The sequence below is a fragment of the Microbacterium sp. EYE_78 genome (assembly GCF_023149035.1).
In the GTDB taxonomy this organism is placed as follows: domain Bacteria; phylum Actinomycetota; class Actinomycetes; order Actinomycetales; family Microbacteriaceae; genus Microbacterium.
Map to the genome: position 1 here is coordinate 912604 of NZ_JAHXMY010000002.1, position 26022 is coordinate 938625.

Consider the following 26022-nt stretch of genomic DNA (forward strand, 5'->3'; position numbering starts at 1 on the left):
CGTGCGCATCGACGTCGTTTCGATCTTCCCCGCGTTCTTCGACGTCCTCGAGGTCTCCCTCCTGGGGCGTGCGCGCGGCGCCGGCCTCCTGGACATCCGCGTCCACGACCTCCGCGACCACGCCACGGATCGCCATCGCACCGTCGATGACACGCCGTACGGCGGCGGGGCCGGCATGGTCATGAAGCCGGAACCGTGGGCGCAGGCCCTCGACGCCGTCGTCGCGGACGATCCGCCGTCCTCCGACCCGGTCTTCGTCTTCCCCTCCCCGGCGGGTGAGGTGTTCACGCAGCGCACGGCTCGTGGGTGGGCTGACGAGCAGCACCTCGTCTTCGGCTGCGGGCGCTACGAAGGCATCGACGAGCGCGTGTTCGACTACGCGAACACGCTCGGCCGGGTCCGGCTGGTCAGCCTGGGGGACTACGTGCTCAACGGCGGCGAGGTCGCGGCGATGGCCATGATCGAGGCGGTCGGCCGCCTGGTGCCGGGCGTCGTCGGGAACCCGGCGAGTCTCGTCGAGGAGTCGCACGAGGATGGCCTCCTCGAGTACCCCTCGTACACGAAGCCCGCGTCCTGGCGCGGACGCGACGTGCCCGACGTGCTCCTGAGCGGGCACCACGCGCGTGTCGCGCAGTGGCGGCGGGAGCAGCAGATCGAGCGGACCCGGGCTCGCCGCCCGGACCTGCTCGGCCCGTCCGATGAGAGCTGAGCGAGGGATGCCGGTTCTCGGCGGACACCCCGGACGGCGGCGTACGATCGCCTCATACTGGTCCGTCGTGGCTTCTTCCATTGGCTCCTCCCGAGCGCAGCGGTCCTGCCCGCCTGGTTGATCGCGGGGTGGATCATCGCGGACGCCGGCGGCTGGGCCCTGGCGTGGATCCTCATCATCGCGATCCCCTCGGTTCTCGTCGGTCAACTCGCGGTGACGCTGCTCGTGCGCTCCCGGGGCACGGTGCGACACAGCAGGACGGTGTCGTGGTGGGATGTCGCGGGCATCGGTCTGTGGCACGTCCTGACCATCGGCGTCGGGTTCTTCAGCGAAGTGTGGTTCTGGCCCCTCCTCGTCGCGGCGGTGGTGGTCTACCTCGCCGTGTTCTGGTCCTCCGTGCGTCAACTGCTGCAGGAGGCGCGACCGTCGGCCGTCCTCCGGCGCTACACGGCGCCCGCCGATCAGGCGACATCGGGTGTCGTGGTCGTGGAGGAGCGGCGCGAACCCTGACGCGGGTGTTGGAACGGGGGAGCGTTCCATGGCAGAATGGATCCTCGTGCCCTGAACACGCTCTGCCTCAGGGGAGTACGACGCCGGTTCGGCGTCGAGGGCACCGCATCCTCTTTCCCTCATACTCTCGCGATCGACCTGTGGCGGTCGCAGGAAGTGACGATCATGCAGATCCTCGATTCTGTCGACGCGGCCTCGCTGCGCTCCGACATCCCCGCCTTCAACGCCGGTGACACCGTCAAGGTGCACGTCAACATCACCGAAGGCAACCGTTCGCGTATCCAGGTGTTCCAGGGCGTCGTCATCGGTCGTTCCGGCGACGGTGTCCGCGAGACGTTCACCGTCCGCAAGATCAGCTTCCAGGTGGGCGTCGAGCGTACCTTCCCGGTCCACAGCCCGGTGATCGACCACATCGAGGTCGTCACGCGCGGTGACGTGCGTCGTGCGAAGCTCTACTACCTCCGCAACCTGCGCGGAAAGAAGGCCAAGATCAAGGAGAAGCGCGACCGCTGAGCGCTTCACGACGGATGCCCCGGGACCCGGTCCCGGGGCATCCGTCGTTTCGAGGCGTTTTCGGCGTTCGCTCGGGGATCGATGTGCGACCCTGGATGCTGGTTGCCGAACCCCGGCGCCGGTGAAGGACAGCATGACCACCGACTCCCCGTCGTCGCACACGGCCGACTCCACGCCTCGGACCCGTCCGCGGCGTGGTCCGTGGCCCTTCATCCGCGACGTGCTCGTGATCCTGCTCGTCGCGATCCTCGTCTCGTTCCTCGTCAAGACGTTCCTGGTGCGGGCCTTTTACATCCCGTCCGCGTCGATGGAGCGCACCCTCCTCGAGGGCGACCGCATCCTGGTCGACGAACTCACCCCGAGGTTCGGTGGGTACGACCGGGGCGACGTCGTCGTGTTCAAGGATCCGGGCGGATGGCTCCCGGTCGCCTACGCGCCGCAGCAGCCTCCCCTCACCGCGGCACTGGACTGGCTCGGTTCGCTCGTCGGTCTCAGCACGTCCGACAGCGAGGATCACCTCATCAAGCGGATCGTCGGGATGCCCGGAGACCACGTGGTCTGCTGCAATGCGCTCGGACAGGTCACCGTGAACGACGTGCCCATCGACGAGACGCCTTACCTGTCGCTGAACGACTCGCAGACGGCGCCGCAGGAGGTCGATTACGACGTCACGGTCCCGGACGGTTCGGTGTGGGTGCTGGGTGACAACCGCGACAATTCGCAGGACTCCCGCTACCAACAGGATCAGCCCGGTGACGGCTTCGTACCCATCGACAACATCGTCGGTCGCGCGTTCCTCATCACCTGGCCCGTCGATCGGTTCGGTCTCATCGACTTCCACCACGAGGTCTTCCGTGGGGTGCCGGCGCCATGAGCGTCGTCGCGCCGAAGCTGACCGTCGAACGACGCCTGCTGCGCGAGCACGCCCTCCTCATCGCATGCGATGAGGTCGGGCGGGGCGCCCTCGCGGGTCCCGTCGCCGTCGGTGCGGTCCTGGCGGACCCTGCGCTGAGTCGTCGCCGGGTGCCGGAGGGGCTCCGCGATTCGAAGCTCATCGTCGAGAGCCGGCGCGCCGCGATCGCAGCACGCGCGCGATCCTGGGTCCCGGCGAACGCCGTGGGGTGGTCGAGCGCCGCCGAGGTCGACGAGGTGGGGATCATCCGCGCCCTCGGGCTCGCGGCGGTCCGCGCGATCGAGGGGCTCCGCTCGCAGGGGGTCGACGTGGACTCCGCCCTGGTGATCCTCGACGGCAACCACGACTACATCACCCCGATCGCGCGAGTCGGACGTGGTGTCACGCCGATCGTCAAGGCGGATCGCGACTGCGCGTCGGCGTCCGCCGCATCCGTCATCGCGAAGGTCGAGCGGGACGCGGTGATGACCACGCTGCACGACGAGCACCCGCATTACCAGTGGGCGCGCAACAAGGGATATGCGAGCCTGGAGCACCGCGCCGCGATCGATGCGCACGGACTGAGCGGACACCACCGCGCGTCCTGGTCGATCGCCTCCGCCCCGACGCTGTTCTGACGTCGCGCCGTGGACGGGAGGTCCGGCGGCGACGACACGCGCGCCTAGGATGGGATCACCATGGATGACGAAGTCTTCGAGGACTACGACCGCGAACTCGAGCTGGCGCTCTACAAGGAGTACCGCGACGTCGTGGGGCAGTTCCAGTACGTGATCGAGACCGAGCGCCGGTTCTACCTCGCCAACGAGGTCAACGTCGTCCGGCGCGACACCGAGCACGATTTCTACTTCGAGATCTCGATGAACGATGTGTGGGTGTGGGACATCTACCGCGCCGACCGATTCGTGAAGTCCGTGCGGGTGTTGACGTTCAAGGACGTCAACGTCGAGGAGCTGCAGCGACGGGACTTCCAGCTCCCCGACGAGCTCTCACTCGACGGCTGATCCTCCTCCACATCTCCACCCGGACGACGCCTCTCCACGAGGCCGCTCGAGCGTGACGTCGTCGCCGCTGCCTTCGCCGACAGTGGTCGTATGGCAGCAAAGGACGACCTCGGCCGCGCCGGGGAGGAACGCGCCGCGCGTCACCTCGAGGCATCCGGGTACCGCATCCTCGACCGCAACTGGCGGACGCACACCGGCGAGATCGACATCGTCGCCACCCGACGCGACGAGCTCGTGGTCGTGGAGGTCAAGACGCGGCGCAGCGAGTGGTTCGGGCACCCGTTCGCAGCGGTCCAGGCGCGCAAGCGCGATCGGCTGTGGCGGCTTGCGGCTGCCTGGATCGTGGCGCATCCGGATGCCGCGCGTGGTCGCCGGCTGAGGCTCGATCTCATCGGTGTGACGGGGCCTGAACCGTCGACCGCGATCCTCGAGCATCTCGAGGACCTCCGATGACGCTCGGACGGACGTGGTCCGTCGTCCTCTCCGGCCTCACGGGCGACCTCGTGGAGGTCGAGGCGGACCTCTCCAATCAGATCCCCGGCTTCTCGATCATCGGCCTCGCCGACAAGGCCATCGGAGAGGCCCAGCAGCGCGTGCACAACGCCTGCGCGAACAGCGACCTGCCACTCCCACGGCGGCACGTGACGGTCAACCTGTCGCCCGCGAACCTCCCCAAGCGCGGCTCGGCGCTCGACGTGGCGGTCGCCATCGCCGCGGTGGCGACCGAGGCGCCCGTCGACCGGGCCTCACTGGAGGCCACCGTCCATCTGGGGGAACTCGGCCTCGACGGGCGATTGCGACCCGTGACCGGCATCCTGCCCGCCGTGCTCGCAGCGGCGCGCGCGGGCTTCCGTCGCGTCATCGTGCCGCACGCGAACCTCCCGGAGGCGGAGCTCGTCGAGGGCATCGAGGTGCGGGGAGCGGTGAGCCTGCGAGACGTCGCCCGCGCACACGGGCTCGATGTCCCCGACGTCGATCTCGAGCCCGTCGCCGGAGCCGCCGAAACGCGCCCCCAGACCGACACCGTCCCGGACCTCGCCGACGTGATCGGCCAGCGTGCGGCGGTTGAGGCGCTGATCGCCGCCGCCGCCGGCGGGCACCATCTCCTGATGAGCGGACCGCCCGGAGCGGGCAAGACCATGCTCGCGAGGCGCCTCCCCGGACTGCTGCCCGACCTCGACGACGAGGCCGCGCTGCAGGTGGCCTCCATCCGCTCGCTGAGCGGACTGCCGGTCCGCTCATTGCGGCGGACACCACCCTTCGAGGCGCCGCATCACACCGCGTCCGCGACCGCACTGGTCGGAGGTGGCAGCCGCGTCCTGCAGCCGGGGGCCATCGCCCGCGCCAGTGGGGGAGTCCTGTTCCTCGATGAAGCGGGTGAGTTCAGCGGGCACGCCCTGGACGCGCTCCGGCAACCGCTCGAAGCGGGGCGGATCGAGATCCATCGGGTCGGGTTCCGTGCAGTCCTGCCGGCCCGGTTCCAGCTCGTCGTGGCGACCAATCCTTGCCCATGCGGCAACTACGGGGTGGCCGGGGGTGCGTGCGCATGCCCGTCGTTGGCCATTCGACGCTACCTGGGCAGGCTGTCGGGACCGCTGCTGGACCGGATCGACATCGAGCTCGGGTTGCAGCGCATCTCGGTCGCGTCAGCCGCAGCGGTCGACCGAGTGACCACCGCCGACGCCCGGGCCCGGGTGATCGATGCGCGGCAACGAGCCCGCCGCCGGCTCCGCGACACGCCGTGGCGCTCCAACGGCGAGGTCGACGGGCCGTGGCTGCGCAACGGTCCGTTCCGGCCCGAACGGACCATCACCCGCCCGCTCGACGACGCGCTCGAGCGGGGATCGATCACCCTCCGTGGCTACGACCGCGTGCTGCGGGTCGCGTGGTCGCTCGCGGACCTCGGCGAGCGGGACCGCCTGTCGGCGACGGACGTCGGCGGAGCGCTCTTCCTGAAGCGGGGTGTGGCGGCATGACCGGCGTCTCCCTCTCCACGCAGCGTGCGAGTCTGAGCGGGCTGGTGACGGACGACGTCCTCGGCGACGCCGATGCCCTCGGGCGCGCTTACGCCTTCGCCGCATGGTCGTGTCTGACGGAACCCGGGGACGGCACGGCCGGTGCCCTCGTCGCCGAGCGAGGCGTGCGCGAGGCCCTGCGCGTCATCGACTCGGGTGATGCAGCCGACGATCCGACCCTTCGCGCCGGACTGGCGCGGTGGCGTCCACGGCGGGCCGCGGTCGACGATGCGTTCGACTCCGCGCGTCGCGCGCGAGTGCGCCTGATCACCCCCGACGATGCCGCGTGGCCGCGGTCGCTCAGCGATCTCGGCCCGCACGCACCCCACTGCCTCTGGGTGCGCGGGGACCCGGCGGTCTTGACCCGTCACGCCCGGTCCGTGTCGCTGGTGGGTGCGCGCGCGGCGACCGGCTATGGCGAGCACGTCACCGGAGAACTGGCGACGCACCTCGCTCGACGGGGCGTCGTCATCGTCAGCGGCGGTGCCTACGGCATCGACGGCATGGCGCATCGCGCGGCACTCGGCGCAGCCGGATCGACCGTGGCCTTCCTCGCGGGCGGGGTCGACCGAGCGTATCCGTCGGGCCACGCGGACCTGCTCGCCCGCATCACGCGCGACGGTGGTGCGGTCGCAGCGGAGGTGCCGTGCGGGACGAGTCCGACGAAGTGGCGCTTCCTGCAGCGGAACAGGCTGATCGCTGCGCAGGGCACCGCGACGGTCGTGGTCGAAGCAGGGTGGCGCAGTGGCTCGCTCAACACCGCCGGGCACGCCGCCGCGATGGGCCGTCCGCTCGGGGCCGTCCCGGGACCGATCACGAGCGCGGCCTCGGCGGGGTGCCACCGCCTGCTTCGCGAGTACGACGCGCGATGCATCACCTCGGTCGACGACGTCGTCGAACTGCTCGGCGACGAGGTCGATCCGCGCGAACCACGGGGGTCGGGAGCCCGGACGGATGATTCCACCCGGATCCTGGACGCGGTGAGCCATCGCACCCCCCGCGACATCGAGGACATCGCCCGTCGAGGCGGCTTCGCGGTCGGCGACGCCCAGGCGCATTTGGCTCTCATGGAGCTCGAGGGACTCGTTCGACGCGCGCCCGAGGGTTGGCGGCGGGCCTGACCCGAACCGGAGCGGAGACACGGCATCCTTGCGATGTGAGGATGACGCAGGCCGTCGAGCGATACGTGGAGCACGTGCTGCGCGTTCGCCGCCTCGCACCGACGACCGCTCGCGGCTATCAGGCGGATCTCTCCGATCTGGCCCGGGAGACCTCGGACCCGGAGATGGGGGAGGTCGACGTCGAGGTGCTGCGCGAATGGCTGTGGTCCTCGGTTCAGCGCGGTCTGGCTCGTGCCACCATCGCCCGTCGCACCGCGGCCGCCCGGGGCTTCTTCGCCTGGGCCGCGCAGGAAGGGCTCGTCGACCCCGACCCCGCGCTGCGACTCGTCACCCCGAAACGCGGGCGGACGCTGCCGCCGGTCGCCTCTGCGCCCGGCGTCGCCGCGCTCCTCGACGGATTGCGGGCGACGGCCGACGAGTCGGGCGACGCCGTCGCTCTCCGGGATGTCGCGCTCATGGAGCTCCTGTACGGCGCCGCGATCCGGGTGTCCGAGGCGTGCGCCGCGGACGTCGGCGCGATCGATCAGGGCGCGGCGACCATCCGCGTCCTCGGCAAAGGCGCGAAGGAGCGCACCGTCCCGTTCGGAGGGCCCGCCGCGCGGGCGCTCGACGCGTACCTCGTGCGTGGCAGGCCGGCGCTGGCCGACGGGTCGTCGACGACGGCCCTGTTCGTGGGTCGGCGGGGAGGACGCCTCGGGGTCCGCAGCGCCTACGAGGTGGTCCGACGCACGCTCGGCCCCGTCATCGGAACGGATGCCGTCGGTCCCCATACGCTCCGCCACTCCGCAGCGACGCATCTCCTCGACGGTGGTGCGGACCTGCGGGCCGTCCAGGAGATGCTGGGGCACGCCAGTCTCGGCACCACGCAGATCTACACCCACGTCTCGACGGAGCGTCTGACAGCCGCTTACCGGCAGGCGCACCCTCGGGCATGACGATCGTCGTCATGGAGCGACGCGGGCCGGAGACACCTGGCTGAGCGCCGCATCGCCCCGACCGTCAGCAACACGGGAGCAGGACGGCGCGCGGTACACGCCCGAGGAGGATCAGCGGGTTCACGTACTTCCCGTGGTGACGGACGCCCACGTGCAGCGTCCCCGCCGCCGCGTGGCCGCCTCGTGAGAGTGCGCCGACGACGTCCCCTGCTGCGACCTGTTCGCCGGCGACCACGGACGGCTCGACTGGCTCGACACTCGTCACCCACCCGTCTCCGTGATCGATCGTCACGACGCCGCGGTCGACGACCACACCGGCGAAGAGCACCGTCCCCGAGGCCGGGGCCGTGACGGCATCGTCCGTGCCCGCGGGAGCGAGGTCGATGCCTCGGTGGCCCGGCCCGTAGTCGTGCGCAGGCGCTCGGAAGGGCGCAACCACCGTCGCACCCTCCAGGGGGAGATCCCACTCCGGCATGCCGGTCGCGGGGGCGAGTGCCGCCGCGCCGATCACCGCGAGCAGGACGAGGACCGGGACACGCGAGCGGAGGGCCATGCACTCAGCCTGAGCTCGCGCGAAGGCGGCACATGGTGACGCGCGCCATCGGTGGACGGAGCGTCACGGGCGGCGGCGGGGGAGGAGGCAGTCTTCTTGCTACACTGGGACGGCACCCTGCTCGTCGGGGTGACTACGCGTGCCCAGAGCGTCGGCGGATCCGCCGGACGCGGCATCCCACCCAGCGGTCCCCTTCCCGGGGCGGGTGTGTGTCGGGCACCAGGCTCGCCGCGACTTCCGGTCCGGCGCGAATCAACCCAACAGAACAGGAGCACGGCCATGGCCGTCGTCACCATTCGCCAGCTGCTCGACAGCGGCGTGCACTTCGGACACCAGACCCGTCGGTGGAACCCGAAGGTCAAGCGCTTCATCCTCACCGAGCGCAGCGGCATCCACATCATCGACCTGCAGCAGTCGCTGGGGTACATCGACAAGGCGTACGAGTACGTCCGCGAGACCGTCGCCCACGGTGGCACGGTCCTCTTCGTCGGCACCAAGAAGCAGGCGCAGGAGATCATCGCCGAGCAGGCGACGCGCGTCGGCCAGCCCTTCGTCAACCAGCGCTGGCTGGGCGGCCTCCTCACCAACTTCTCGACGGTCTCCAAGCGCCTCGCTCGCATGAAGGAGCTCGAGGAGCTCGACTTCGAGAACCCGGCGGAGAGCGGCTTCACCAAGAAGGAGCTCCTCCTCAAGAAGCGCGAGCTCGACAAGCTGCACAAGTCGCTCGGTGGTATCCGCAACCTGCAGAAGACGCCGTCGGCGATCTGGGTCGTCGACGCCAAGCGCGAGCACCTGGCCATCGACGAGGCCAAGAAGCTCGGCATCCCCGTGATCGGCATCCTCGACACGAATGCGGACCCGGACGAGTTCCAGTTCCCCATTCCGGGCAACGACGACGCGATCCGGTCGGTCAGCCTGCTGACGCGCATCATCGCCGACGCGGCCGCCGAGGGCCTCATCCAGCGCCACAACCCGACCGACGAGTCGGCCGAGGCCGAGCCGCTGGCCGATTGGGAGCGCGAGCTCCTCGAGTCCGCGCCGGCGGAGGCCGAGGCCGAGTCGACCGAGGCTCCCGCTGAGGCCGAGTCGACCGAGGCTCCCGCTGAGACCGAGTCGACCGAGGCTCCCGCCGAGGCCGAGGCCACCGAGGCGAAGACCGCCGAGTGATCTTCCCGCCTGCGCCCCGCGATCCGCGGGGCGCAGGCGTCCGGAAACCCACACCGAACAACTGAGGAGCCGCCACCCATGGCAAACTTCACCATCGCCGACATCAAGGCGCTGCGCGAGCAGCTCGGCACGGGAATGGTCGACACGAAGAAGGCGCTCGAGGAGGCCGACGGCAACCTCGAGAAGGCCGTCGAGATCCTCCGCCTCAAGGGCGCGAAGGGCAACGCGAAGCGCGCCGACCGCTCCACGAGCGAGGGCCTCATCGCCGCGCGCGAGCAGGACGGCAAGGTGACGCTCATCGAGCTGAACACCGAGACCGACTTCGTCGCCAAGAACGAGCGGTTCATCGCTCTGTCCGAGAAGGTCCTCGACGCCGCTGCTGCAGCCGGTGCGGACTCCGCGGAGGCTGCCCTCGCGGCCGACGCCGGCGGCAAGACGGTCGCCGATCTGATCTCAGACGAGGCCGCCATCATCGGCGAGAAGGTCGAACTGCGCCGCGTCCGCACCCTCGCCGGCGACGCGTTCCAGGTCTACCTGCACAAGACCAGCAAGGACCTGCCCCCGCAGGTCGGGGTCGTCGTCGCCTACTCGGGTGACGACGCCGAGACCGCTCGCTCGATCGCGCAGCACATCTCGTTCGCGAACCCGTCGTACCTCTCCCGCAACGAGGTCCCCGAGGCCGATGTCGAGAAGGAGCGCGAGATCGTCACCGAGATCTCCCGGAACGAGGGCAAGCCCGAGGCCGCCCTCCCGAAGATCGTCGAGGGCCGCGTGAACGCGTTCTTCAAGCAGGTCGCCCTGCTCGACCAGGACTACGCGAAGGACAACAAGCTGTCCGTCGCCAAGGTCGCGGCCGACGCCGGCATCACGGTCACCGGCTTCGCCCGCTTCAAGGTCGGCGCGTAAGTCATCCGAAAAGGGGTTCGCATCGCTCGATGCGAACCCCTTTTCCATGCCGTTCGATAGTCTCCCTACGACGAGAGGATCACTCCGTGATCGACGAGAACACCGGACGCCGTCGCGTCCTCCTGAAACTGTCCGGCGAAGCGTTCGGCGCGGGCCAGCTGGGTGTCAACCCCGATGTGGTCAGTCAGATCGCGCAGGAGATCGCCGCCGCGGTCGACCGCGTCGAGGTCGCGGTGGTCGTCGGCGGCGGGAACTTCTTCCGCGGTGCCGAGCTGAGCCAGCGCGGCATGGACCGAGGACGTGCGGACTACATGGGCATGCTCGGAACGGTCATGAACGCGCTCGCGCTCCAGGACTTCCTCGAGCAGGCCGGTGCCGCCACCCGCGTGCAGTCCGCGATCTCGATGACGCAGGTGGCCGAGCCCTACATCCCGCGTCGCGCGGAGCGTCACCTCGAGAAGGGTCGCGTCGTCATCTTCGGCGCCGGTGCGGGTCTGCCCTACTTCTCCACCGACACCGTCGCCGCGCAGCGCGCACTCGAGATCGGTGCGGTGGAGGTCCTCGTCGCGAAGAACGGTGTCGACGGTGTCTACACCGCTGATCCGAAGAAGGATGCCTCTGCGGAGAAGCTCGACAACATCACCTACCGCGACGCGCTCCAGCGCGGCCTGAAGGTCGTCGACTCGACAGCGTTCAGCCTGTGCATGGACAACGGGATGGACATGCGCGTGTTCGGCATGGAGCCTGCCGGCAACGTCACCCGGGCATTGCTCGGCGAATCCATCGGCACGCTCGTCAGCGTCTGAGGGCTCGCCCCCTCGCCGACTAGACTGATGAGGACGTACCGACGAATGGAGATGCCGTGATCGCCGACATCCTGGCCGACACGAAGACCCGCATGGACCGTGCGGTGGAGGCAGCCAAGGAGGACTTCGCGACCGTCCGGACCGGGCGCGCGAACCCGCAGCTCTTCCAGAAGGTCCAGGTGGAGTACTACGGCACTCCGACGCCGCTCGCGCAGCTGGCGTCGCTGAACGCCCCGGAAGCGCGCACGCTCGTCATCACGCCGTACGACAAGTCGGCGCTCAAGGCGATCGAGCAGGCGGTCCGCGACATGCCGAACCTCGGCGCGAACCCGACCAACGACGGCAACATCGTCCGTGTGACGATGCCCGAGCTCACGGCGGACCGTCGCAAGGAGTACGTCAAGCTCGTCAAGAGCAAGGCGGAGGATGCGAAGGTCCACGTCCGCGGCATCCGCCGCAAGTCGAAGGACGAGCTGGATGCGCTCAAGGGCGAAGTCAGCGATGACGACCTCGCGCGCGCCGAGAAGGAGCTCGACGGTGTGACCAAGACGCACGTCGAGCTCATCGACGAGGCGTTGAAGCGCAAAGAGGCAGAGCTCCTCGAGGTCTGAGCACCGACATGTCCGACGACGCTTCGGGGGACGACGGGGGGCGGGATGCGCCGGTGACGCGCTCGGCCGCACGCCGGGCCGGCGACCTCCCGGTCGATCCGTCCTCGTTCCACGCGCATGTGCGCGCGGCGCGCAGTGAGTTCGAGAGTCAGATCGAACGCGCGCGCGTGGAGTTCGAGGAGGCGAACGACCGCATCAACGCCCGGTCGGGCCGCAACCTGATCGTCGCGACGCTGATCGGTCTCGCCATCGGCGCAGTGGTGCTGGGGTCGCTCCTGTTCTGGAAGTGGGCGTTCATCGCGTTCGCCGTTCCGCTGTGCCTGCTCGGTGTCTTCGAGTTCTCGCGTGCGCTGCAGGCCTCCGGGCGGCGCATCGACCTGCCCGCGCAGTTCACGGCGGCGACGGTCATCCTCGCCTCGGCGTTCGTCGGCTTCCTCACCCATTGGCTGGTCACCTTCGCCGCCGTGGTCCTCGTGATCGTCTGGCGGCTCGTCGCCCAGATGGCGTCGCGCGACGGACGACAGTACGGCGACGTCCTCTCCGACACGCTGTCGAGCTCGCTGGTGCCGCTGTACGTCGCGTTCCACGGCAGCCTCGCACTCGTGATCCTCCGCCAGGACCACGGCGAGTTGTGGGTGCTCGCGGTGCTCGTCGTCGCCGTATCGGTCGACACGGGCGCCTACGCCAGCGGCGTCGCCTTCGGCGCGCATCCGATGGCGCCGAGGATCAGTCCCAACAAGACCTGGGAAGGGTTCGCCGGTGCCGCCGTCGCGAGCGCCGTCGCCGGAGGTCTCATCGGTGTCTTCATGCTGCAGCTGCCCGTCTGGGCGGGTCTCGTCTTCGGCGCGGCGATCCTGGTGTCCGCCACCGTCGGCGATCTCGGGGAGTCCCTCATCAAGCGCGATCTCGGCATCAAGGACATGAGCTCCTTCCTGCCCGGCCACGGGGGCGTCCTCGACCGACTCGACTCGATCCTGCCCTCGATGGTCCCCGGCGTCGCCCTCTTCTTCCTCCTGAGCCCCTTGAGTGCACTGACATGACCGACCTGACCTCCCCGTCCGTCTTCCCCCGTTCCGGCGGACGCCGCAAGGGGTATGAGCGTGCCGCGGTGGACGCGTTCCTCGCGTCGGCCCGGACGGCGTTCGAGCAGTCCTCCGACGCGCTGACGTCCGACGACATCCGGGCGGCGGCATTCCCGTTGGTGCGGGAGGGGTACGAGATCCGGGCGGTGGACGCCGCCCTCGGGAGGATCGAGGACGCCTTCGCACAACGCGAGCGGGCCACTGCGCTGTCGCAGCGGGGCGCTCGCGCCTGGGTCGGCGCGTCCCGTGCGCTCGCGCAGGAGGTGCTCGACCGCCTGTCGCGACCGTCCAAGCGTCGCTTCGCCCGGGTGTCTCCCTTCCGGTTCGGCTACCGGGTCGACGAGGTCGATCTGGTCGCGGCGCGGATGGCGCGCTACCTGGAATCCGGTGAGGGTCTCACGATCGACCAGGTGCGGACCGTCGCCTTCCGGATGCAGCTCGGGGGATACGACGAGGCGCAGGTCGATGCAGTCCTCGACGCCGTCGTCGACGTGATGCAGTCCGTCGGCTGAACGTGGCAGGCGTGCACACCCGCCGTTATGATCGGACCACTGTGACTTCCGGCTCCCAGATCCTCCGACACCGCGCAGATGTCGCGGTGCCCGCGGGCGCGGCGCACCGCCGCAGGGTGCCGCAGCGCACTCGGTGGTCGCGCCGTCGCGGCGTGATGGCCGCCTTCGCCGGACTGGCGACCGCGGGGTTCGTCGCGGCATCCCTCGTCCCGCTCGTCACCGTACCGAGCGTCGCCGAGGCGACGGAACTCGACCCGATGTCGCTGTACGCCACGGCGATCGAGGACGCCCAGCGATACCAGACCGGCGACGTCGAGGTCGCGGGCCTGGAGCGGCAGAGCGAGTACTCGGTCTACGTGACGCCCACACCGACCCCGACCCCGACCCCGACCGCGGAGTCGTCCACGGCGTCCTCCTCGTCCTCCTCCTCCTCCTCGTCCTCGTCCTGGAGCCCGCCGTTCGTCAGCCCGGATCCGGGCAGCGCGCAGGCGACCGCCTACGACATGGTCGTGGCGCGTGGCTGGGGCGATTCGGAGTTCGCGTGTCTCGTCGCCCTGTGGAAGAAGGAATCGGGCTGGCGCGTGAACGCGTACAACGCCTCGAGCGGCGCGTACGGCATCCCGCAGGCGCTCCCCGGCAGCAAGATGGCCTCCGTCGGATCCGATTGGGAGACGAACCCGGCCACCCAGATCGCCTGGGGGCTCGGGTACATCCAAGGCCGGTACGGCACGCCGTGCGGCGCGTGGGCGAAGTCGCAGCGCTCGGGCTGGTACTGACCCGTGCCGAGGTCGAACCGTCGCCGGCCGAGCGGTCCCGATGAGTCCTTCGATCGCCTGCTCGCCGGGTGGAAGCGCTCTGAGACGCGCCGCGGTGTCGAGTGGACGGTCCAGCCGGTCTCGGTGGTCCAGGCGCAGAAGGAGTACGTGTGCCCGGGATGCGGGCGGTCCGTTCCCCCGGGAACGGCGCACGTGGTCGTGTGGCGGGCGGACGGCGTCCTGGGCGATGCCGCCGACCTGGCGGCCCGACGCCACTGGCACAGCGCCTGCTGGCGGATCGCCTGATCAGAGCTCGTTCTGGCGGGGGATCAGCACCTGGCGGTAGATGATCAGGACGCTGGCGGCGACCGGGATGGCGATCAGGGCCCCGAGCAGCCCCAGGAGGGATCCGCCCGCGAGCGCGGCGATGACGACCACGGCGCCCGGGACGGACACGGCGCGGCTCATGATGCGGGGGGAGAGGAAGTAGGCCTCGAGCTGCATGTAGATGAGGTAGTAGATGAGCGCGACGAGCGCGGTGAGCGGCGAGGCCAGCCCCAGACATGCGAGGACGATGATCGCGGACCCGGTGAGGGTTCCGACCAGCGGGATCAGCGAGAAGAAGAACGCGATCACGGCAAGAACGGCGGGGAAGGGCGCTCCGATGATGGAGAGGAAGATCGCGCTCAGGATGCCGTTGATCGCGCCGAGCACGACCTGGCCCATGACGTAGTAGCCCACCGAGGCGGTGATCTGCTCGGAGAGCCCGATGAACCGCTCGCGCTTCGAGGCGGCGACCAGTTGGTACACGGAACGCTTCAGCGATCGCATCGACGCCGTGAAGTAGATCGTCAGGATGAGGACGATGATCGTGCCCGTGATGAAGGCGACGATGCCGGCACCGAAGGAGATGAGCCCGGTGCCGAGCGCTGCGCCGATGTCGGCGAAGTCCAGGCCGTTCCACCAGTCGTTCACGTAGTCGAGCACCATGTCCACCTGCAGGAGCGGGAAGGTGTTCGACAGCCAGTCGCTGACGACGGTGATCGGATTCCACTCGCCTTTGACTGCACTCTCGACGAGCTTCTGCGTCTGCTGCACGAGCTGATTGATCTGGTCGACCAGGATGGGTACGACCATCAGGACGAGTGCCGTCCCGACGGCCAGCAGCCCGGCGAACGTCGCCAGCAAGGCGCCCCAGCGCGGGAGCCCGCGGCGTTCGAAGAACGAGACGACGGGGTCCAGCCCCAACGCGAGGAACAGTGCGGTGCCGATGTAGAGCAGCACCGTCGACAGCGTCTGGACGCCCGTGATGACGAGGATGCCCACCCCGACGCCGAGTGTGGCGACGAGCGCGGTGCGGAACGGATGCTGGATCTTCACGGGGGCCCTTCGGGAGGTGTGCACTCACCCTATTCCGCGTGGGCTCCGGGAGCGGGGCACCACGCCCTCCCACGCGATTGACAGGACCCTTCGCTAGGCTCGGATGTCGAGTTTGTCGGCTGGTGCCCGGATGCCGGCCGGAGAAAGGCAGCGGTACGTGAGATTCGTGTGGGCGATCATCGCCTTCGTGCTGGCCACGCTCATGATCGGTGCGGGCATCGCGCAGCGCACCGTCTTCCAGGCGCCGGCGACGGAGACCGCGCGGATCACGACTGCTGGAGACGCGCCGTTCGTGCTGATCGACGGGTCGGTCCTGGCCAGTCGTCCGGGGGCGCAGTCCCTGCGGATCGACGGCGACGGCGACGTGTTCGCCGCGTACGCACGTACGGCCGATCTCACCGCCTGGCTGGCGCCCACCGAGTACGAGCGCGTCACGCTGAACGGTGCGGGCGCGCCTCGGACGGAGGTGGTCGAGCCCGAGGCGCCGGCCGCGGACGGCGAGGACCCGCCCGCGATGGATCCCGCCGGGTCGGACCTGTGGCTCGACGAGTTCACGCAGGAAGGTCGCCTCGCGACGACGCTGCGATTGCCTGACGACATGAGCGTGCTGGTCGCCTCGGACGGAACGGCGGCGGCACCGAGCCGCATGAGCGTCAGCTGGCCGACCGGGGCGACGACGCCGTGGGCGGGACCGCTGCTGGCTGCCGGGGCGGCGATGCTCGTGCTCGGCCTCGTCCTGTACGTCCTGGCGCTGCGTCACGTGCGGCGCTCGCGCGGACCGCGCCGGAAGGGGTTGCCCATGGATGCCACCCAGCCCATCGACGTCTCAGTGGACGCCGGGGAGAAGGGGGTCATCTCGTCGACGCCGCCGCGGCGCCGCCTTCCCCGCGGGCGGCGCGCGCTGATCGCCGTCTCAGCCGCGGTCGCCGGGGCGCTGGCCTTCAGCGGCTGTTCTCCCGACGCGTGGCCCGACCTCCAGCCGAGCGGCACGCCGTCGGCCACTCCCACCGTGATCGTGCCCGAAGGGCAGGGGTCGCCTGCGGTGACCGAGACGCAGGCCGAGCGCATCCTCGCCCGCATCGCCGCCCAGGTGAAGGATGCCGACGAGGCCGCCGATGCCAAGGCCGCCGAATCCCGCCTCACCGGACCGGCCCTCACCGAGCGGAAGACCAACTACAAGCTCCGCGCGGAACTCGACGACCAGGCTCCGCTGCCGGCCATCCCCACCGGCGACATGACCGCCTTCCTCCCGCAGGCGAAGGACGGCTGGCCTCGGATGTTCCTGGCCGTCGTCGAAGACGCGGACGGCGCGGCGACGGTGATGACCGCGACGCAGGAAGACCCCTGGGCGGACTACAAGATCGCCTACATCTCGAGCCTGCGGGCTGACGCAAGCATGAATCTCGCGGCGGACTACGTGGGCGCCGTCGCCGTCGAACCGAACTCCCCGTTCCTCGTGATGCCACCTGAGGACCTCGCCGCCGCCTACGCGGACATCCTCGACAAGGGGGACAAGAGCGAGTTCGCCGGCGCGTTCGATGAGACGACCGACACCTTCCGGCCGCTCGTGGCGGAGAACCGCGCCTCGCTGCTGAAGAACTTCAACGAGACCGGTGAGGAGACCGGGAGGGTGTCGTTCCGGGCGACCCCGGGCGGTACCGAACCGCTCTCGCTCGTGACCCTCGACAGTGGGGCGATCGTCGCGGTGACGGTCACCGAGAACGAGACCATCGTGCCCACGGACGACGACGCAGTCATCAAACTCGGCAAGAATGTCGTGGTGAAGGCGCTCACCGGCGTGAGCCAGTCGAGCACCGGATTCCGGACCCGTTACACCGATCAGCTCTACTTCTTCGTGCCCGCGCAGGGATCCAACGAGAAGATCCAGCTGCTCGCATCCCGCTCGAACATCCTCGATTCCAAGGTGGTTGAAGAAGAGTGAGCACCCCCGCTCCCGGCGCCGTCATGCGCGGTGCCGTCGACCTGTCATCGCTGCGCAACCGTCCCTCGCCGGCGGAGGCCGCGGCCCCACCCGTCACAGGCGACGTCAGCCGCCTCGTGTTCGACGTCACCGATGCCGATTTCGGCCAGGTGCTCGAGCTCTCGCGCACCGTCCCCGTCGTGGTCGATCTGTGGGCGGAGTGGTGCGGCCCGTGCAAGCAGCTCAGCCCCGTGCTCGAGAAGCTGATCGTCGAGTTCGGCGGACGCCTCGTCCTCGCGAAGGTCGACGTCGACGCGAACCCGCAGCTCGCCCAGAGCTTCCGGGCGCAGTCGATCCCGCTCGTCGTCGGTCTCGTGGCCGGCCAACCCGTGCAGCTGTTCACCGGAGCCGTTCCGGAGGCGCAGGTCCGTGAGGTCCTGACGCAGCTGCTGCAGCTCGCGGCCAACAACGGCGTCACCGGGTCGGTACCGACCGGAGCGGCGTCGGAGACCGAGGCGGACGGCGGTGAGCCGGAGCTCCCGCCGCTGCACCAGGCCGCGTACGACGCGATCGAGGCCGGCGACTACAACGCCGCCGCCGACGCCTATGAGCGCGCGCTCGCGGAGAACCCGCGCGACGAGGACGCGCGCGCAGGCCTTGGGCAGGTCCGTCTGCTCGGACGCGTGCAGCATCTCGATCTGCAGGCAGCACGTGCTGCCGCGGCGGCGTCGCCGCGCGACATCGCCGCCCAGTTCGACGTCGCGGACCTCGACCTTGCGGGCGGTCACGTCGACGACGCGTTCGACCGTCTCCTCGAGCTGTTCTCCGCACTTCCTGCGGACGAGCGCGCCCCCGTCCGGGAGCGACTGCTGGAGCTGTTCGGGATCGTCGGCGACGCCGACCCGCGGGTGCTCCGCGCGCGAGGGCGGCTCGCGAGTCTCCTGTTCTGACGACCTCGTCCTGACACCACGAAGCCCCCGGCCGCGGCCGGGGGCTTCGTGCATCGTGGGGGAGTGTCAGTCCTCCGCACGGTGGCGGAGCCACAGCACCCCGAGCGGGGGGAGGACGAGACGGGCGTTGCCCCCGGCATCCGTCGTGATGGCGCCGAAGTTGCCCACGCCCGAACCGCCGAACTCCTGCGCATCACTGTTGAGGATCTCGGACCACGCGCCCGGTGCGGGGAGCGTGATGTCGACGTCGTGCACGGGGTCGCCGCCGAAGTTGCACAGCACGACGACGGTGCCGCCGTCGTGGTCCCGCCGCGCGAAGCCCAGGACGTTGCTGTTGGGTCGGTGCGGCCAGACGCGCGAGAACGCGGCGCCGTCGGTGTCCCGAGACCAGAGCGGGGCTTCGGCGCGGTACGTGTGGTTGAGGGCGCCGACGAAGCGCTGCAGCTGCTGGTGGGCCGGCTGGTCCAGCATCCACCAGTCGAGACCGCGTCCTTCGGACCATTCGGACATCTGCCCGAACTCCTGGCCCATGAACAGCAGCTGCTTGCCCGGGTGTCCCCACATGTACGCGAGGAACGCACGCATGTTCGCCAGTTGCTGCCAGTGGTCGCCCGGCATCCGCGTGAACAGGGACCCCTTGCCGTGCACGACCTCGTCGTGACTGATCGGGAGGACGAAATTCTCACTGAAGGCGTAGACGAAGGAGAAGGAGAGCTCACCCTCGTGGTGCGCCCGGTACAGCGGGTCGCGGCCGATGTAGACGAGCGAGTCGTTCATCCAGCCCATGTTCCACTTGAAGCCGAAGCCGAGGCCGCCCTGATCGGTGGGGGCGGTGACGCCGGGGAAGCTCGTCGACTCCTCCGCGATCATCGCGACACCGGGATGCCGCTTGTAGGCCGTGGCGTTGACCTCCTGCAGGAAGCGGATCGCCTCGAGGTTCTCGCGGCCGCCGTGGACGTTCGGCTCCCACTGCCCCTCCTCGCGGGAGTAGTCGAGGTAGAGCATCGACGCCACGGCGTCGACGCGCAGCCCGTCGACGTGGAACTCCTCGAACCAGTAGAGCGCGTTCGCGACGAGGAAGTTCCGGACCTCGTTGCGGCCGTAGTCGAAGATGTACGTCCCCCAGTCGCGGTGCTCGCCGCGGCGCGGATCGGGGTGCTCGTAGAGGGGCAGGCCGTCGAAGCGTGCGAGGGCGAAGGCATCCTTCGGGAAGTGCCCCGGCACCCAGTCCATGATGACGCCGATGCCGGCCTGATGCAGACGGTCGATGAGGTGGCGCAGCTGGTCGGGCGTGCCGAAGCGGCTGGTGGGGGCGTAGTAGCCGGTGACCTGGTAGCCCCAGGACCCGCCGAAGGGGTGCTCCGCGAGCGGAAGGAACTCGACGTGGGTGAATCCCTGCTCGGTGACGTAGGCGACGAGCTCGTCGGCGACCTCGACGTAGCCGAGTCCGGGGCGCCACGACCCCAGGTGCAGCTCGTACGTGGACATCGGCTTGTCGTGCGTGGATCCGGCGGAGCGCTCCGCGATCCAGTCGTCGTCGCCCCACGTGTACTCGCTGTGCGTGACGACGGATGCCGTCGCCGGCGGCACTTCCGCGCGGCGCGCCATGGGGTCGGCCTTCATGACCCACTCCCCGTGCGGGGTGAGGATCTCGAACTTGTACGCCGACCCGACGCCGATTCCGGGGACGAACAGCTCCCAGACGCCGCTCGAGCCGAGCGAACGCATGGCGTGCTGTGTGCCGTCCCAGCCGTTCAGGTCGCCGACCACGCGCACAGCGCGCGCATTCGGCGCCCACACGGCGAACGACACGCCGCTGACCGGTCCGTACGAGCGCACGTGCGCACCCAGGACCGTCCAGAGCTGCTCGTGGCGGCCCTCGCGGATCAGGTGGAGGTCGACCTCGCCGAGCGTGGGGAGGTGCCGGTAGGGGTCGTCCACGCGGTAGTCGGGCGCGCCTTCGTACGTCGCGACGATGTCGTAGGCGGCCGGCTGCGCCGCTGCATCGCCCTCCCACACGCCGCTGCGGACGTGGCGCAGCTCGACCCGGCCCCCGTCGGCCAGGACGGCGGTCACGGTCTGCGCGAACGGACGCCGCGCACGGATCACCCAGCCGTCCTCGGTCCGGTGGGCGCCGAGGACGTCGTGGGGCGCGTGGTGGCGGCCCTCGCCCACGGCGTCGAGGATCGCGTCGTCGGGTCGGTTCATGATCGTGCCTTCACGTGGAGGATGTGGACGGGTTCGGCGAACGCGTCGAGACGGACGAAGTTGTGCTCGTTCCAGGTCCAGTGACCACCGGTGAGCAGGTCCTCGACGTCGTAGTCGTGGCCTCGCGGCAGTCCCCAGACGGCGGAGTCGATGTGGACCGTCGTCTCGCGCGCGGAATGGGGGTCGACGTTGACGACGACGATGATCGTGTCCGCTTCGCCGCTGGACGAGAGGGATGCCGGCAGGTGCTTCACGTACGCGAGGATCGCGTCGTCGTCGCTCCACTGCAGGTGGAGACCGCGCAGCTGACGCAGCGCGGGGTGCGCGCGCCGGATCTCGTTCAATCGCCGGAGGTAGGGCGCCAGCGAGTCGCCGGCGGCCTCGGCGCCGGCCCAGTCCCGGAACTTGTACTCGTACTTCTCGTTGTCGATGTTCTCCTCGGAGCCCGGGCGCGCGACGTTCTCGAACAGCTCGTAACCCGCGTACACGCCGTAGCTGGCACCTGCGGTCGCCGCCAGCGCCGCGCGGACCTTGTACGCGGGACGTCCGCCGAACTGCAGGTACTCCGTGAGGATGTCCGGGGTGTTGACGAAGAGGTTCGGCCGCATGTAATCGGCCGTCTCGTCGGAGATCCACGAGAAGAACTCCTCGAGCTCACTCTTCGTGTTGCGCCAGGTGAAGTACGAGTAGCTCTGCTGGAACCCGCTCTGGGCGAGTGCCTGGAGCGGGGCGGGGCGGGTGAACGCCTCGGCGAGGAAGACCACGTCGGGGTGCTCGGCGTTGACCGTGCGGATGAGCCACTCCCAGAACTGCAGCGGCTTCGTGTGGGGGTTGTCGACGCGGAAGATCTTCACGCCCTGTCGGATCCAGTGATGGACGACGCGGAGGACCTCCGCCCGGATGCCCTGGGGGTCGTTGTCGAAGTTGACGGGGTAGATGTCCTGGTACTTCTTCGGCGGGTTCTCGGCGTACGCGATCGACCCGTCGGGCAGGGTCGTGAACCACTCCGGGTGCTCGGTGACCCAGGGGTGGTCCGGCGCCGCCTGCAGGGCGAGGTCCAACGCGATCTCGAGGCCCTGAGCGGATGCCGCGTCGACGAAGGCGCGGAAGTCCTCGAGGGTCCCGAGGTCGGGGTGCACGGCATCATGGCCACCGGCAGCGGACCCGATCGCCCACGGCGATCCGGGGTCCCCGGGCCCTGCGTCGAGCGTGTTGTTCGGGCCCTTGCGGTTGACCTCGCCGATGGGGTGGATCGGCGGCAGGTAGACGACGTCGAATCCCATGGCCGCCACTGCCGGAAGCCGGTTCGCAGCGGTGCGGAAGGTGCCGCTCCGGACGGTCCCGTCCTCTTCGCGGACCGCTCCCTCCGAACGGGGGAAGAATTCGTACCAGGCGCCGACACCCGCGCGCTCGCGTTCGACGAGCAGGGTCTGCTCCTCGTGCGCCGTCACCAGCGAGGCGAGGGGCCGGTCGCGGAAGAACGCCGCGATCCCGGGGTCACGGACCACGATGAGGGCGCCGTCGTCGTCGACGGACTCGTCCCGGAGCGAGCGGGATGCGGACAGCAGGGCGGTCTTCTGCTCGGCGGGCCGCGTCCGCTCGCCCGCGGCGGTCTCGAGGAGCCGGGCTCCCATCTCGCGCATGAGGATCGGGTCCACGCCGGCCTCGATCTTCAGCGCCGCGGCGTGCTGCCACGTCGCGTACTCGTCCGCGAAGGTCTCGAAGCGGAACTTCCAGCTGCCCTGCTCCAGCGGCGCGACGGTCACCGACCAGCGGTCGAAGCCGTCGCCCAGGGGCGACAGGCGGTGCAGGGTCGTCTCGCCCGACGGCGACGTGAGCCGGAGGTGGACGCCGATGCGGTCGTGGCCCTCGCGGAAGGCGGCGACGGTGAACGGGACGGCTTCGCCGACGAAGGCGGACGGCGCGAACCTCCCGCCCGGGACGCTCGGTCGGAAGCCTCCGATCGGAATGCGGCCATTGCGGACGCCCGGGTCTTTCCGGGTCGGCTTGATCGGCCGGGCCGGGATCTCTGCGGAACTGCGGACGGAAGCGGAGGAGATCGGAGTTGCCACGCTCCGAACCTACCGGTGCGGCCATCCGCCCGGAACGGGCCTGGATCAGTCCGCGCGGAACAGGTACATTGACGTGCCCTCGGCGCGGAACCCCTCCCCGGAGCGGAGCACGGGGCCGGCCGGTGCGGGGTCGTCCGTCGTGCTCGTCCACAGCGGTGTGTACTGCGAGACGCCCGCGAGATCGGGCAGCGTCACGTCGATCGGGCGCTCCCTGCCGTGGACGACCAGGAGCGTGCGGTTCGGCGCCTCCAGCTCGGGTGTCGATCGCGCGACGTACTGGAGGGTGCGGTGCGAGGGATCCGTCCAGCGATCGATGGACATCGTCTCCCCATGCTCGTCGTACCAGTCGATGACCGACGCGCTCGGCACGACGCGGTCGGCGTCAGCGAATCGGACGGGACGCAGGGCAGGGTTCTCGCGCCGGATGCGGGTGAGGGCGGCGACATGATCGACGAGCTCCCGCTGCCAGTCCGCATGCTCCCAGTCGAGCCAGGTGAGAGGGGAGTCGTGGCAGTACGCGTTGTTGTTGCCGTCCTGGGTGCGGCCGGACTCGTCGCCGGCGGTGAGCATCGGCACGCCTGCCGAGAGCAGGAGCGTGCCGAGGAGGTTCCGCATCGCCTTCCGGCGGACGGCCAGTACGCCCCTGTCGTCCGTGGGACCTTCCGCGCCGTGGTTGAACGACCGGTTCGTGTCCGCGCCGTCGCGGCCGTGCTCGCCGTTCGCGGCGTTGCGCTTGCTGTCGTACGACACCAGGTCGTGCAGGGTGAAGCCGTCATGCGCGGTCACGAAATTGATGCCGGCCAGCGGCCCTCGCTCGGCGGTGAACGTGTTGGCCGACCCCGCCAGGCGGCTGGCGAAGCCGCCGATGCCGACGGGCGTCACCTCGGCGCGACGGTCGTAATCGATGTCGCTCAACCAGAAGTTGCGCACCCGGTCGCGGTAGCGGTCGTTCCACTCGCTCCAGCCCGCGCCGAAAGCGCCGGTCTGCCAGCCACCCATGCCGACGTCCCACGGTTCGGCGATCATCTTCACGTCGGTCAGCGCGGGGTCCGTCGTGATGGCGCGCAGAAGCGGGTGATCGGCGTCGAAGCCGTGCGCGGCATCCCGCCCCAGCACCGGCGCGAGGTCGAAGCGGAAGCCGTCGACCTGGACCTCACGGGCCCAGTATCGGAGGGAGTCCAGGATGAGGCGGGCGACGGCATCCGTCGACGTGTCGACGCTGTTGCCGCACCCCGTCACGTCGATGTAGGTGCCGTCGTCCTGCTGGCGGTAGTACGAGCGGTTGTCGATGCCGCGGAAGCCGGAGCGGGGCTCGCCGAGACCCTGCTCGACCGTGTGGTTGTAGACGACGTCGAGGATGACCTCGATCCCCGCCTCGTGGAGGAGCTTCACCATGCCCTTGAACTCGCGGAGGACCGCGCCCGGACCCTCGGCCTGCGCGGCGGCGGTCGCGTACGCCGCATGCGGGGCGAAGAAGCCGACGCTGTTGTATCCCCAGTAGTTCGTGAGGCCGAGGTGGAGCAGGCGGGGCTCGCTGGCGAAGGCGTGCACCGGCAGCAATTCGACCGCCGTGACGCCCAGACGCCGGTAGTGGTCGATCATCGCGGGGTGGGCCACGCCCGCGTACGTGCCGTGCAGGGCGGCGGGAACGCCCGGGTGCCGCTTCGTCAGTCCCTTCACATGCGCCTCGTAGATGACGGTGCGGTCCAGGGACGTGGCGGGCTTGGGGACGCCGCCCCAATCGAACCCGTCGTCGACGACGACGGACCGCCAGGAATGCGCCGACGGGCTCACCAGCCCGCGCGCGTAGGGGTCGATGAGCAGCGTCGCAGGGTTGAAGGTCATGCCGGGGCCGTGCGGTCCGTCGACGCGGACGCTGTAGCGGCTGCCAGGACGCAGGGACGGTGTGGTCGCTTCCCAGACACCGCCCCCCACCTCGGCCAGCGGCACGGTCTCGACGATCCAGTCGAGGTCGTCCTGATCGAACACGACGAGCTCGACGGCGCTCGCGTGAGCGGACCAGACGCGCAGGGTCCCCACCCCGTCCCGGACCCGGACACCGAGGTCATCGAAGGCGGGGGAGAGCAGACCGGGGGAACCGGTCGCCGCGGGCATCGGGCCGGCCTCGGCGGAAGACATGAGTTCTACAGTAGTGAGGACGGTTATGGCGACGATGAGAGGCCGGTGCATGACGGTCTACCTCGATCACGCCGCATCCACCCCGCTGCGGGCGGAGGCCCGCGATGCGTGGCTCGCCGCGTCCGAGCTGACCGGCAACGCGTCGTCCGTCCATGCGGCGGGGCAAGCGCTGCGGCGGCTGCTCGAGGACTCCCGCGAACGCATCGCTGCCGTGCTCGGCTGCGATCCGATCGAGGTGATCCTGACCTCCGGGGGCACCGAGTCGGCGAACCTCGCGATCAAAGGCCTGTGGTGGGCGAGGGATGCCGCTGCCGCAGGCGTGATCGTCCTCCCGGACGGCGAGCACCACGCCACCCTCGACACGGTCGAGTGGCTCGCCTCCGCACAAGCGGCGCAGGTGCGGCACGTGCCCCTGACGGCCGACGGCGGGGTCGACGTCGACGCGTTCGCCGCCGCGCTGCCGGGCGCTGCCGTCGCGACCGCACTCGCCGCGAACAACGAGGTGGGCACGGTCTCGGCGGTGCAGGAGCTCGCTGCGGCGGCGATGGATGCGGCGGTGCCCCTCCACATCGATGCGGTGGGCGCCCTCCCGCACCTCGCGGTCGATTTCGCGGGCCTCCGCGGCGGCGGTTCGGCAGCGGGCGGCCTCGTCGCTCTCAGCATGTCGGGGCACAAGGTGGGCGCTCCCGTCGGGACGGGGGCACTCGTCGTCTCGCGGCATGCGCGTCTCGAGGCGGTGGTCCACGGCGGCGGACAGCAGCGGGGTCTCCGCTCCGGCACCCAGGACGTCGCCGGCGCCGCCGCCCTCGCAGCCGCGCTCGAGGCGACCGCACGCGACAGAGCCGCCGAGTCCGACCGGCTCGCCGCGCTCGCGGCACGGATGCGCGACGGCATCCGCTCGCTCGTCCCCACCGCGACCTTCTTGGGAGCCCCGGCGTCGCGGCTTCCCGGCCACATCCACGTCCTGTTCCCCGACGCCCTCGGTGAGACGCTGCTGTTCCTGCTCGACCAGGCGGGGGTGCAGGTGTCGACGGGGTCGGCCTGCCAGGCGGGCATCGCCGAGCCCAGTCACGTGGTCCTCGCCCTCGGCTACGGGGCGCGCGAAGCCAGATCGGTGCTCCGGATCTCACTGGGTCGTACGACCGCCGCGGCCGACGTGGACGCCTTCCTCGCCGCGCTCCCCGAGGCACACGCCCGCGCGGCGGCGTCCAGCGCCCGTGCGGCGGCGCGCTCGTAGACTGGT

Annotated in this window: 26 protein-coding genes; 21 read left to right on the forward strand and 5 right to left on the reverse strand. The window is 70.1% G+C overall.

The features are described from left to right. Position 1: 1 nt before the first annotated feature. The 10 genes from trmD (at position 2) to KZX17_RS11555 (ending at position 7717) form a co-directional block, all read left to right on the forward strand. Entirely contained in the window at positions 2-709 is a 708-nt protein-coding gene (gene trmD, locus KZX17_RS11510) for a tRNA (guanosine(37)-N1)-methyltransferase TrmD (RefSeq protein ID WP_248173554.1), read from the forward strand. A 117-nt stretch (positions 710-826) separates the two neighbouring features. Continuing rightward, the gene (locus tag KZX17_RS11515; RefSeq protein WP_248173557.1) at positions 827-1219 is read left to right on the forward strand and encodes an MFS transporter permease; all 393 of its coding nucleotides are present in this window, start codon (positions 827-829) and stop codon (positions 1217-1219) included. A gap of 165 nt (positions 1220-1384) precedes the next feature. Continuing rightward, positions 1385-1732, forward strand: coding sequence for a 50S ribosomal protein L19 (rplS, locus tag KZX17_RS11520; protein WP_248173561.1), 348 nt, complete (start codon positions 1385-1387; stop codon positions 1730-1732). 133 nt (positions 1733-1865) lie between these two features. Next, positions 1866-2606: a signal peptidase I gene (lepB, locus tag KZX17_RS11525; RefSeq protein WP_248173563.1), complete on the forward strand. Its 741-nt coding sequence runs from the start codon at positions 1866-1868 to the stop codon at positions 2604-2606. After that, on the forward strand, positions 2603-3262 hold the full coding sequence (locus KZX17_RS11530) for a ribonuclease HII (RefSeq protein WP_248173566.1): 660 nt from the start codon (positions 2603-2605) through the stop codon (positions 3260-3262). Before lepB ends, KZX17_RS11530 begins: the two co-directional genes overlap by 4 nt. A gap of 60 nt (positions 3263-3322) precedes the next feature. Next, positions 3323-3646, forward strand: coding sequence for a DUF2469 family protein (locus tag KZX17_RS11535; RefSeq protein WP_248173569.1), 324 nt, complete (start codon positions 3323-3325; stop codon positions 3644-3646). A gap of 90 nt (positions 3647-3736) precedes the next feature. Continuing rightward, positions 3737-4099 (forward strand): YraN family protein, encoded by a 363-nt coding sequence (locus tag KZX17_RS11540; protein WP_248173572.1) that lies wholly within the window; start codon positions 3737-3739, stop codon positions 4097-4099. Further along, the gene (locus KZX17_RS11545; RefSeq protein WP_248173575.1) at positions 4096-5622 is read left to right on the forward strand and encodes a YifB family Mg chelatase-like AAA ATPase; all 1527 of its coding nucleotides are present in this window, start codon (positions 4096-4098) and stop codon (positions 5620-5622) included. The genes KZX17_RS11540 and KZX17_RS11545 overlap by 4 nt, the downstream gene beginning before the upstream one ends. After that, complete coding sequence (gene dprA, locus KZX17_RS11550; RefSeq protein ID WP_248173578.1) at positions 5619-6782, forward strand: DNA-processing protein DprA; 1164 nt, start codon at positions 5619-5621, stop codon at positions 6780-6782. The genes KZX17_RS11545 and dprA overlap by 4 nt, the downstream gene beginning before the upstream one ends. Positions 6783-6817: 35 nt before the next feature. Continuing rightward, positions 6818-7717: a tyrosine-type recombinase/integrase gene (locus KZX17_RS11555; protein ID WP_248173580.1), complete on the forward strand. Its 900-nt coding sequence runs from the start codon at positions 6818-6820 to the stop codon at positions 7715-7717. 64 nt (positions 7718-7781) lie between these two features. Here the strand turns inward: KZX17_RS11555 and KZX17_RS11560 are convergent, their stop codons facing one another. Next, complete coding sequence (locus tag KZX17_RS11560; protein WP_248173582.1) at positions 7782-8270, reverse strand: murein hydrolase activator EnvC; 489 nt, start codon at positions 8268-8270, stop codon at positions 7782-7784. 279 nt (positions 8271-8549) lie between these two features. Here KZX17_RS11560 and rpsB point away from each other — a divergent pair, with 279 nt between their 5' ends. From rpsB to KZX17_RS11600, 8 genes are all read left to right on the forward strand, one after another. Beyond that, positions 8550-9437 (forward strand): 30S ribosomal protein S2, encoded by an 888-nt coding sequence (gene rpsB / locus KZX17_RS11565; protein WP_248173585.1) that lies wholly within the window; start codon positions 8550-8552, stop codon positions 9435-9437. A gap of 78 nt (positions 9438-9515) precedes the next feature. Further along, positions 9516-10343, forward strand: coding sequence for a translation elongation factor Ts (gene tsf / locus KZX17_RS11570; protein WP_248173588.1), 828 nt, complete (start codon positions 9516-9518; stop codon positions 10341-10343). A gap of 86 nt (positions 10344-10429) precedes the next feature. Beyond that, positions 10430-11149, forward strand: a complete 720-nt coding sequence (gene pyrH, locus KZX17_RS11575; protein WP_248173591.1) for a UMP kinase — start codon at positions 10430-10432, stop codon at positions 11147-11149. 56 nt (positions 11150-11205) lie between these two features. Then, complete coding sequence (gene frr / locus KZX17_RS11580; RefSeq protein ID WP_248173593.1) at positions 11206-11760, forward strand: ribosome recycling factor; 555 nt, start codon at positions 11206-11208, stop codon at positions 11758-11760. A gap of 8 nt (positions 11761-11768) precedes the next feature. Next, a complete protein-coding gene (locus KZX17_RS11585) occupies positions 11769-12800 on the forward strand; it encodes a phosphatidate cytidylyltransferase (RefSeq protein WP_248173595.1) in 1032 nt (343 codons plus the stop codon). Further along, entirely contained in the window at positions 12797-13354 is a 558-nt protein-coding gene (locus KZX17_RS11590) for a DivIVA domain-containing protein (RefSeq protein WP_248173597.1), read from the forward strand. Before KZX17_RS11585 ends, KZX17_RS11590 begins: the two co-directional genes overlap by 4 nt. Positions 13355-13395: 41 nt before the next feature. Beyond that, positions 13396-14130 carry a lytic transglycosylase domain-containing protein gene (locus KZX17_RS11595; protein ID WP_248173599.1) on the forward strand — a complete coding sequence of 245 codons (735 nt, stop codon included), beginning with the start codon at positions 13396-13398 and terminating at the stop codon, positions 14128-14130. 3 nt (positions 14131-14133) lie between these two features. Continuing rightward, the gene (locus KZX17_RS11600; RefSeq protein WP_248173601.1) at positions 14134-14415 is read left to right on the forward strand and encodes a hypothetical protein; all 282 of its coding nucleotides are present in this window, start codon (positions 14134-14136) and stop codon (positions 14413-14415) included. Here KZX17_RS11600 and KZX17_RS11605 read toward each other — a convergent pair whose 3' ends face one another. Then, positions 14416-15489, reverse strand: coding sequence for an AI-2E family transporter (locus KZX17_RS11605; protein WP_248173603.1), 1074 nt, complete (start codon positions 15487-15489; stop codon positions 14416-14418). It abuts the gene before it with no gap. 157 nt (positions 15490-15646) lie between these two features. On the opposite strand from KZX17_RS11605, the gene KZX17_RS11610 reads away from it, so the two are divergent. Together KZX17_RS11610 and KZX17_RS11615 are read left to right on the forward strand one after the other, a co-directional pair. Then, positions 15647-17431, forward strand: a complete 1785-nt coding sequence (locus KZX17_RS11610) for a glycosyl transferase (RefSeq protein WP_248173606.1) — start codon at positions 15647-15649, stop codon at positions 17429-17431. Then, on the forward strand, positions 17428-18360 hold the full coding sequence (locus KZX17_RS11615) for a tetratricopeptide repeat protein (protein WP_248173609.1): 933 nt from the start codon (positions 17428-17430) through the stop codon (positions 18358-18360). The genes KZX17_RS11610 and KZX17_RS11615 overlap by 4 nt, the downstream gene beginning before the upstream one ends. A gap of 66 nt (positions 18361-18426) precedes the next feature. Here the strand turns inward: KZX17_RS11615 and glgB are convergent, their stop codons facing one another. Genes glgB through glgX form a run of 3 tightly spaced genes read right to left on the reverse strand, consistent with a single transcriptional unit; the run spans position 18427 to position 24779 of the window. After that, the gene (glgB, locus tag KZX17_RS11620; RefSeq protein ID WP_248173612.1) at positions 18427-20568 is read right to left on the reverse strand and encodes a 1,4-alpha-glucan branching protein GlgB; all 2142 of its coding nucleotides are present in this window, start codon (positions 20566-20568) and stop codon (positions 18427-18429) included. Then, positions 20565-22640: an alpha-1,4-glucan--maltose-1-phosphate maltosyltransferase gene (locus tag KZX17_RS11625; protein ID WP_248173615.1), complete on the reverse strand. Its 2076-nt coding sequence runs from the start codon at positions 22638-22640 to the stop codon at positions 20565-20567. Before KZX17_RS11625 ends, glgB begins: the two co-directional genes overlap by 4 nt. A 45-nt stretch (positions 22641-22685) precedes the next feature. Next, positions 22686-24779: a glycogen debranching protein GlgX gene (glgX, locus tag KZX17_RS11630; RefSeq protein WP_248173618.1), complete on the reverse strand. Its 2094-nt coding sequence runs from the start codon at positions 24777-24779 to the stop codon at positions 22686-22688. 49 nt (positions 24780-24828) lie between these two features. Between glgX and KZX17_RS11635 the strand changes: the two genes are divergently transcribed. Beyond that, a complete protein-coding gene (locus tag KZX17_RS11635; RefSeq protein ID WP_248173621.1) occupies positions 24829-26016 on the forward strand; it encodes a cysteine desulfurase family protein in 1188 nt (395 codons plus the stop codon). The last annotated feature ends 6 nt before the right edge of the window (positions 26017-26022 follow it).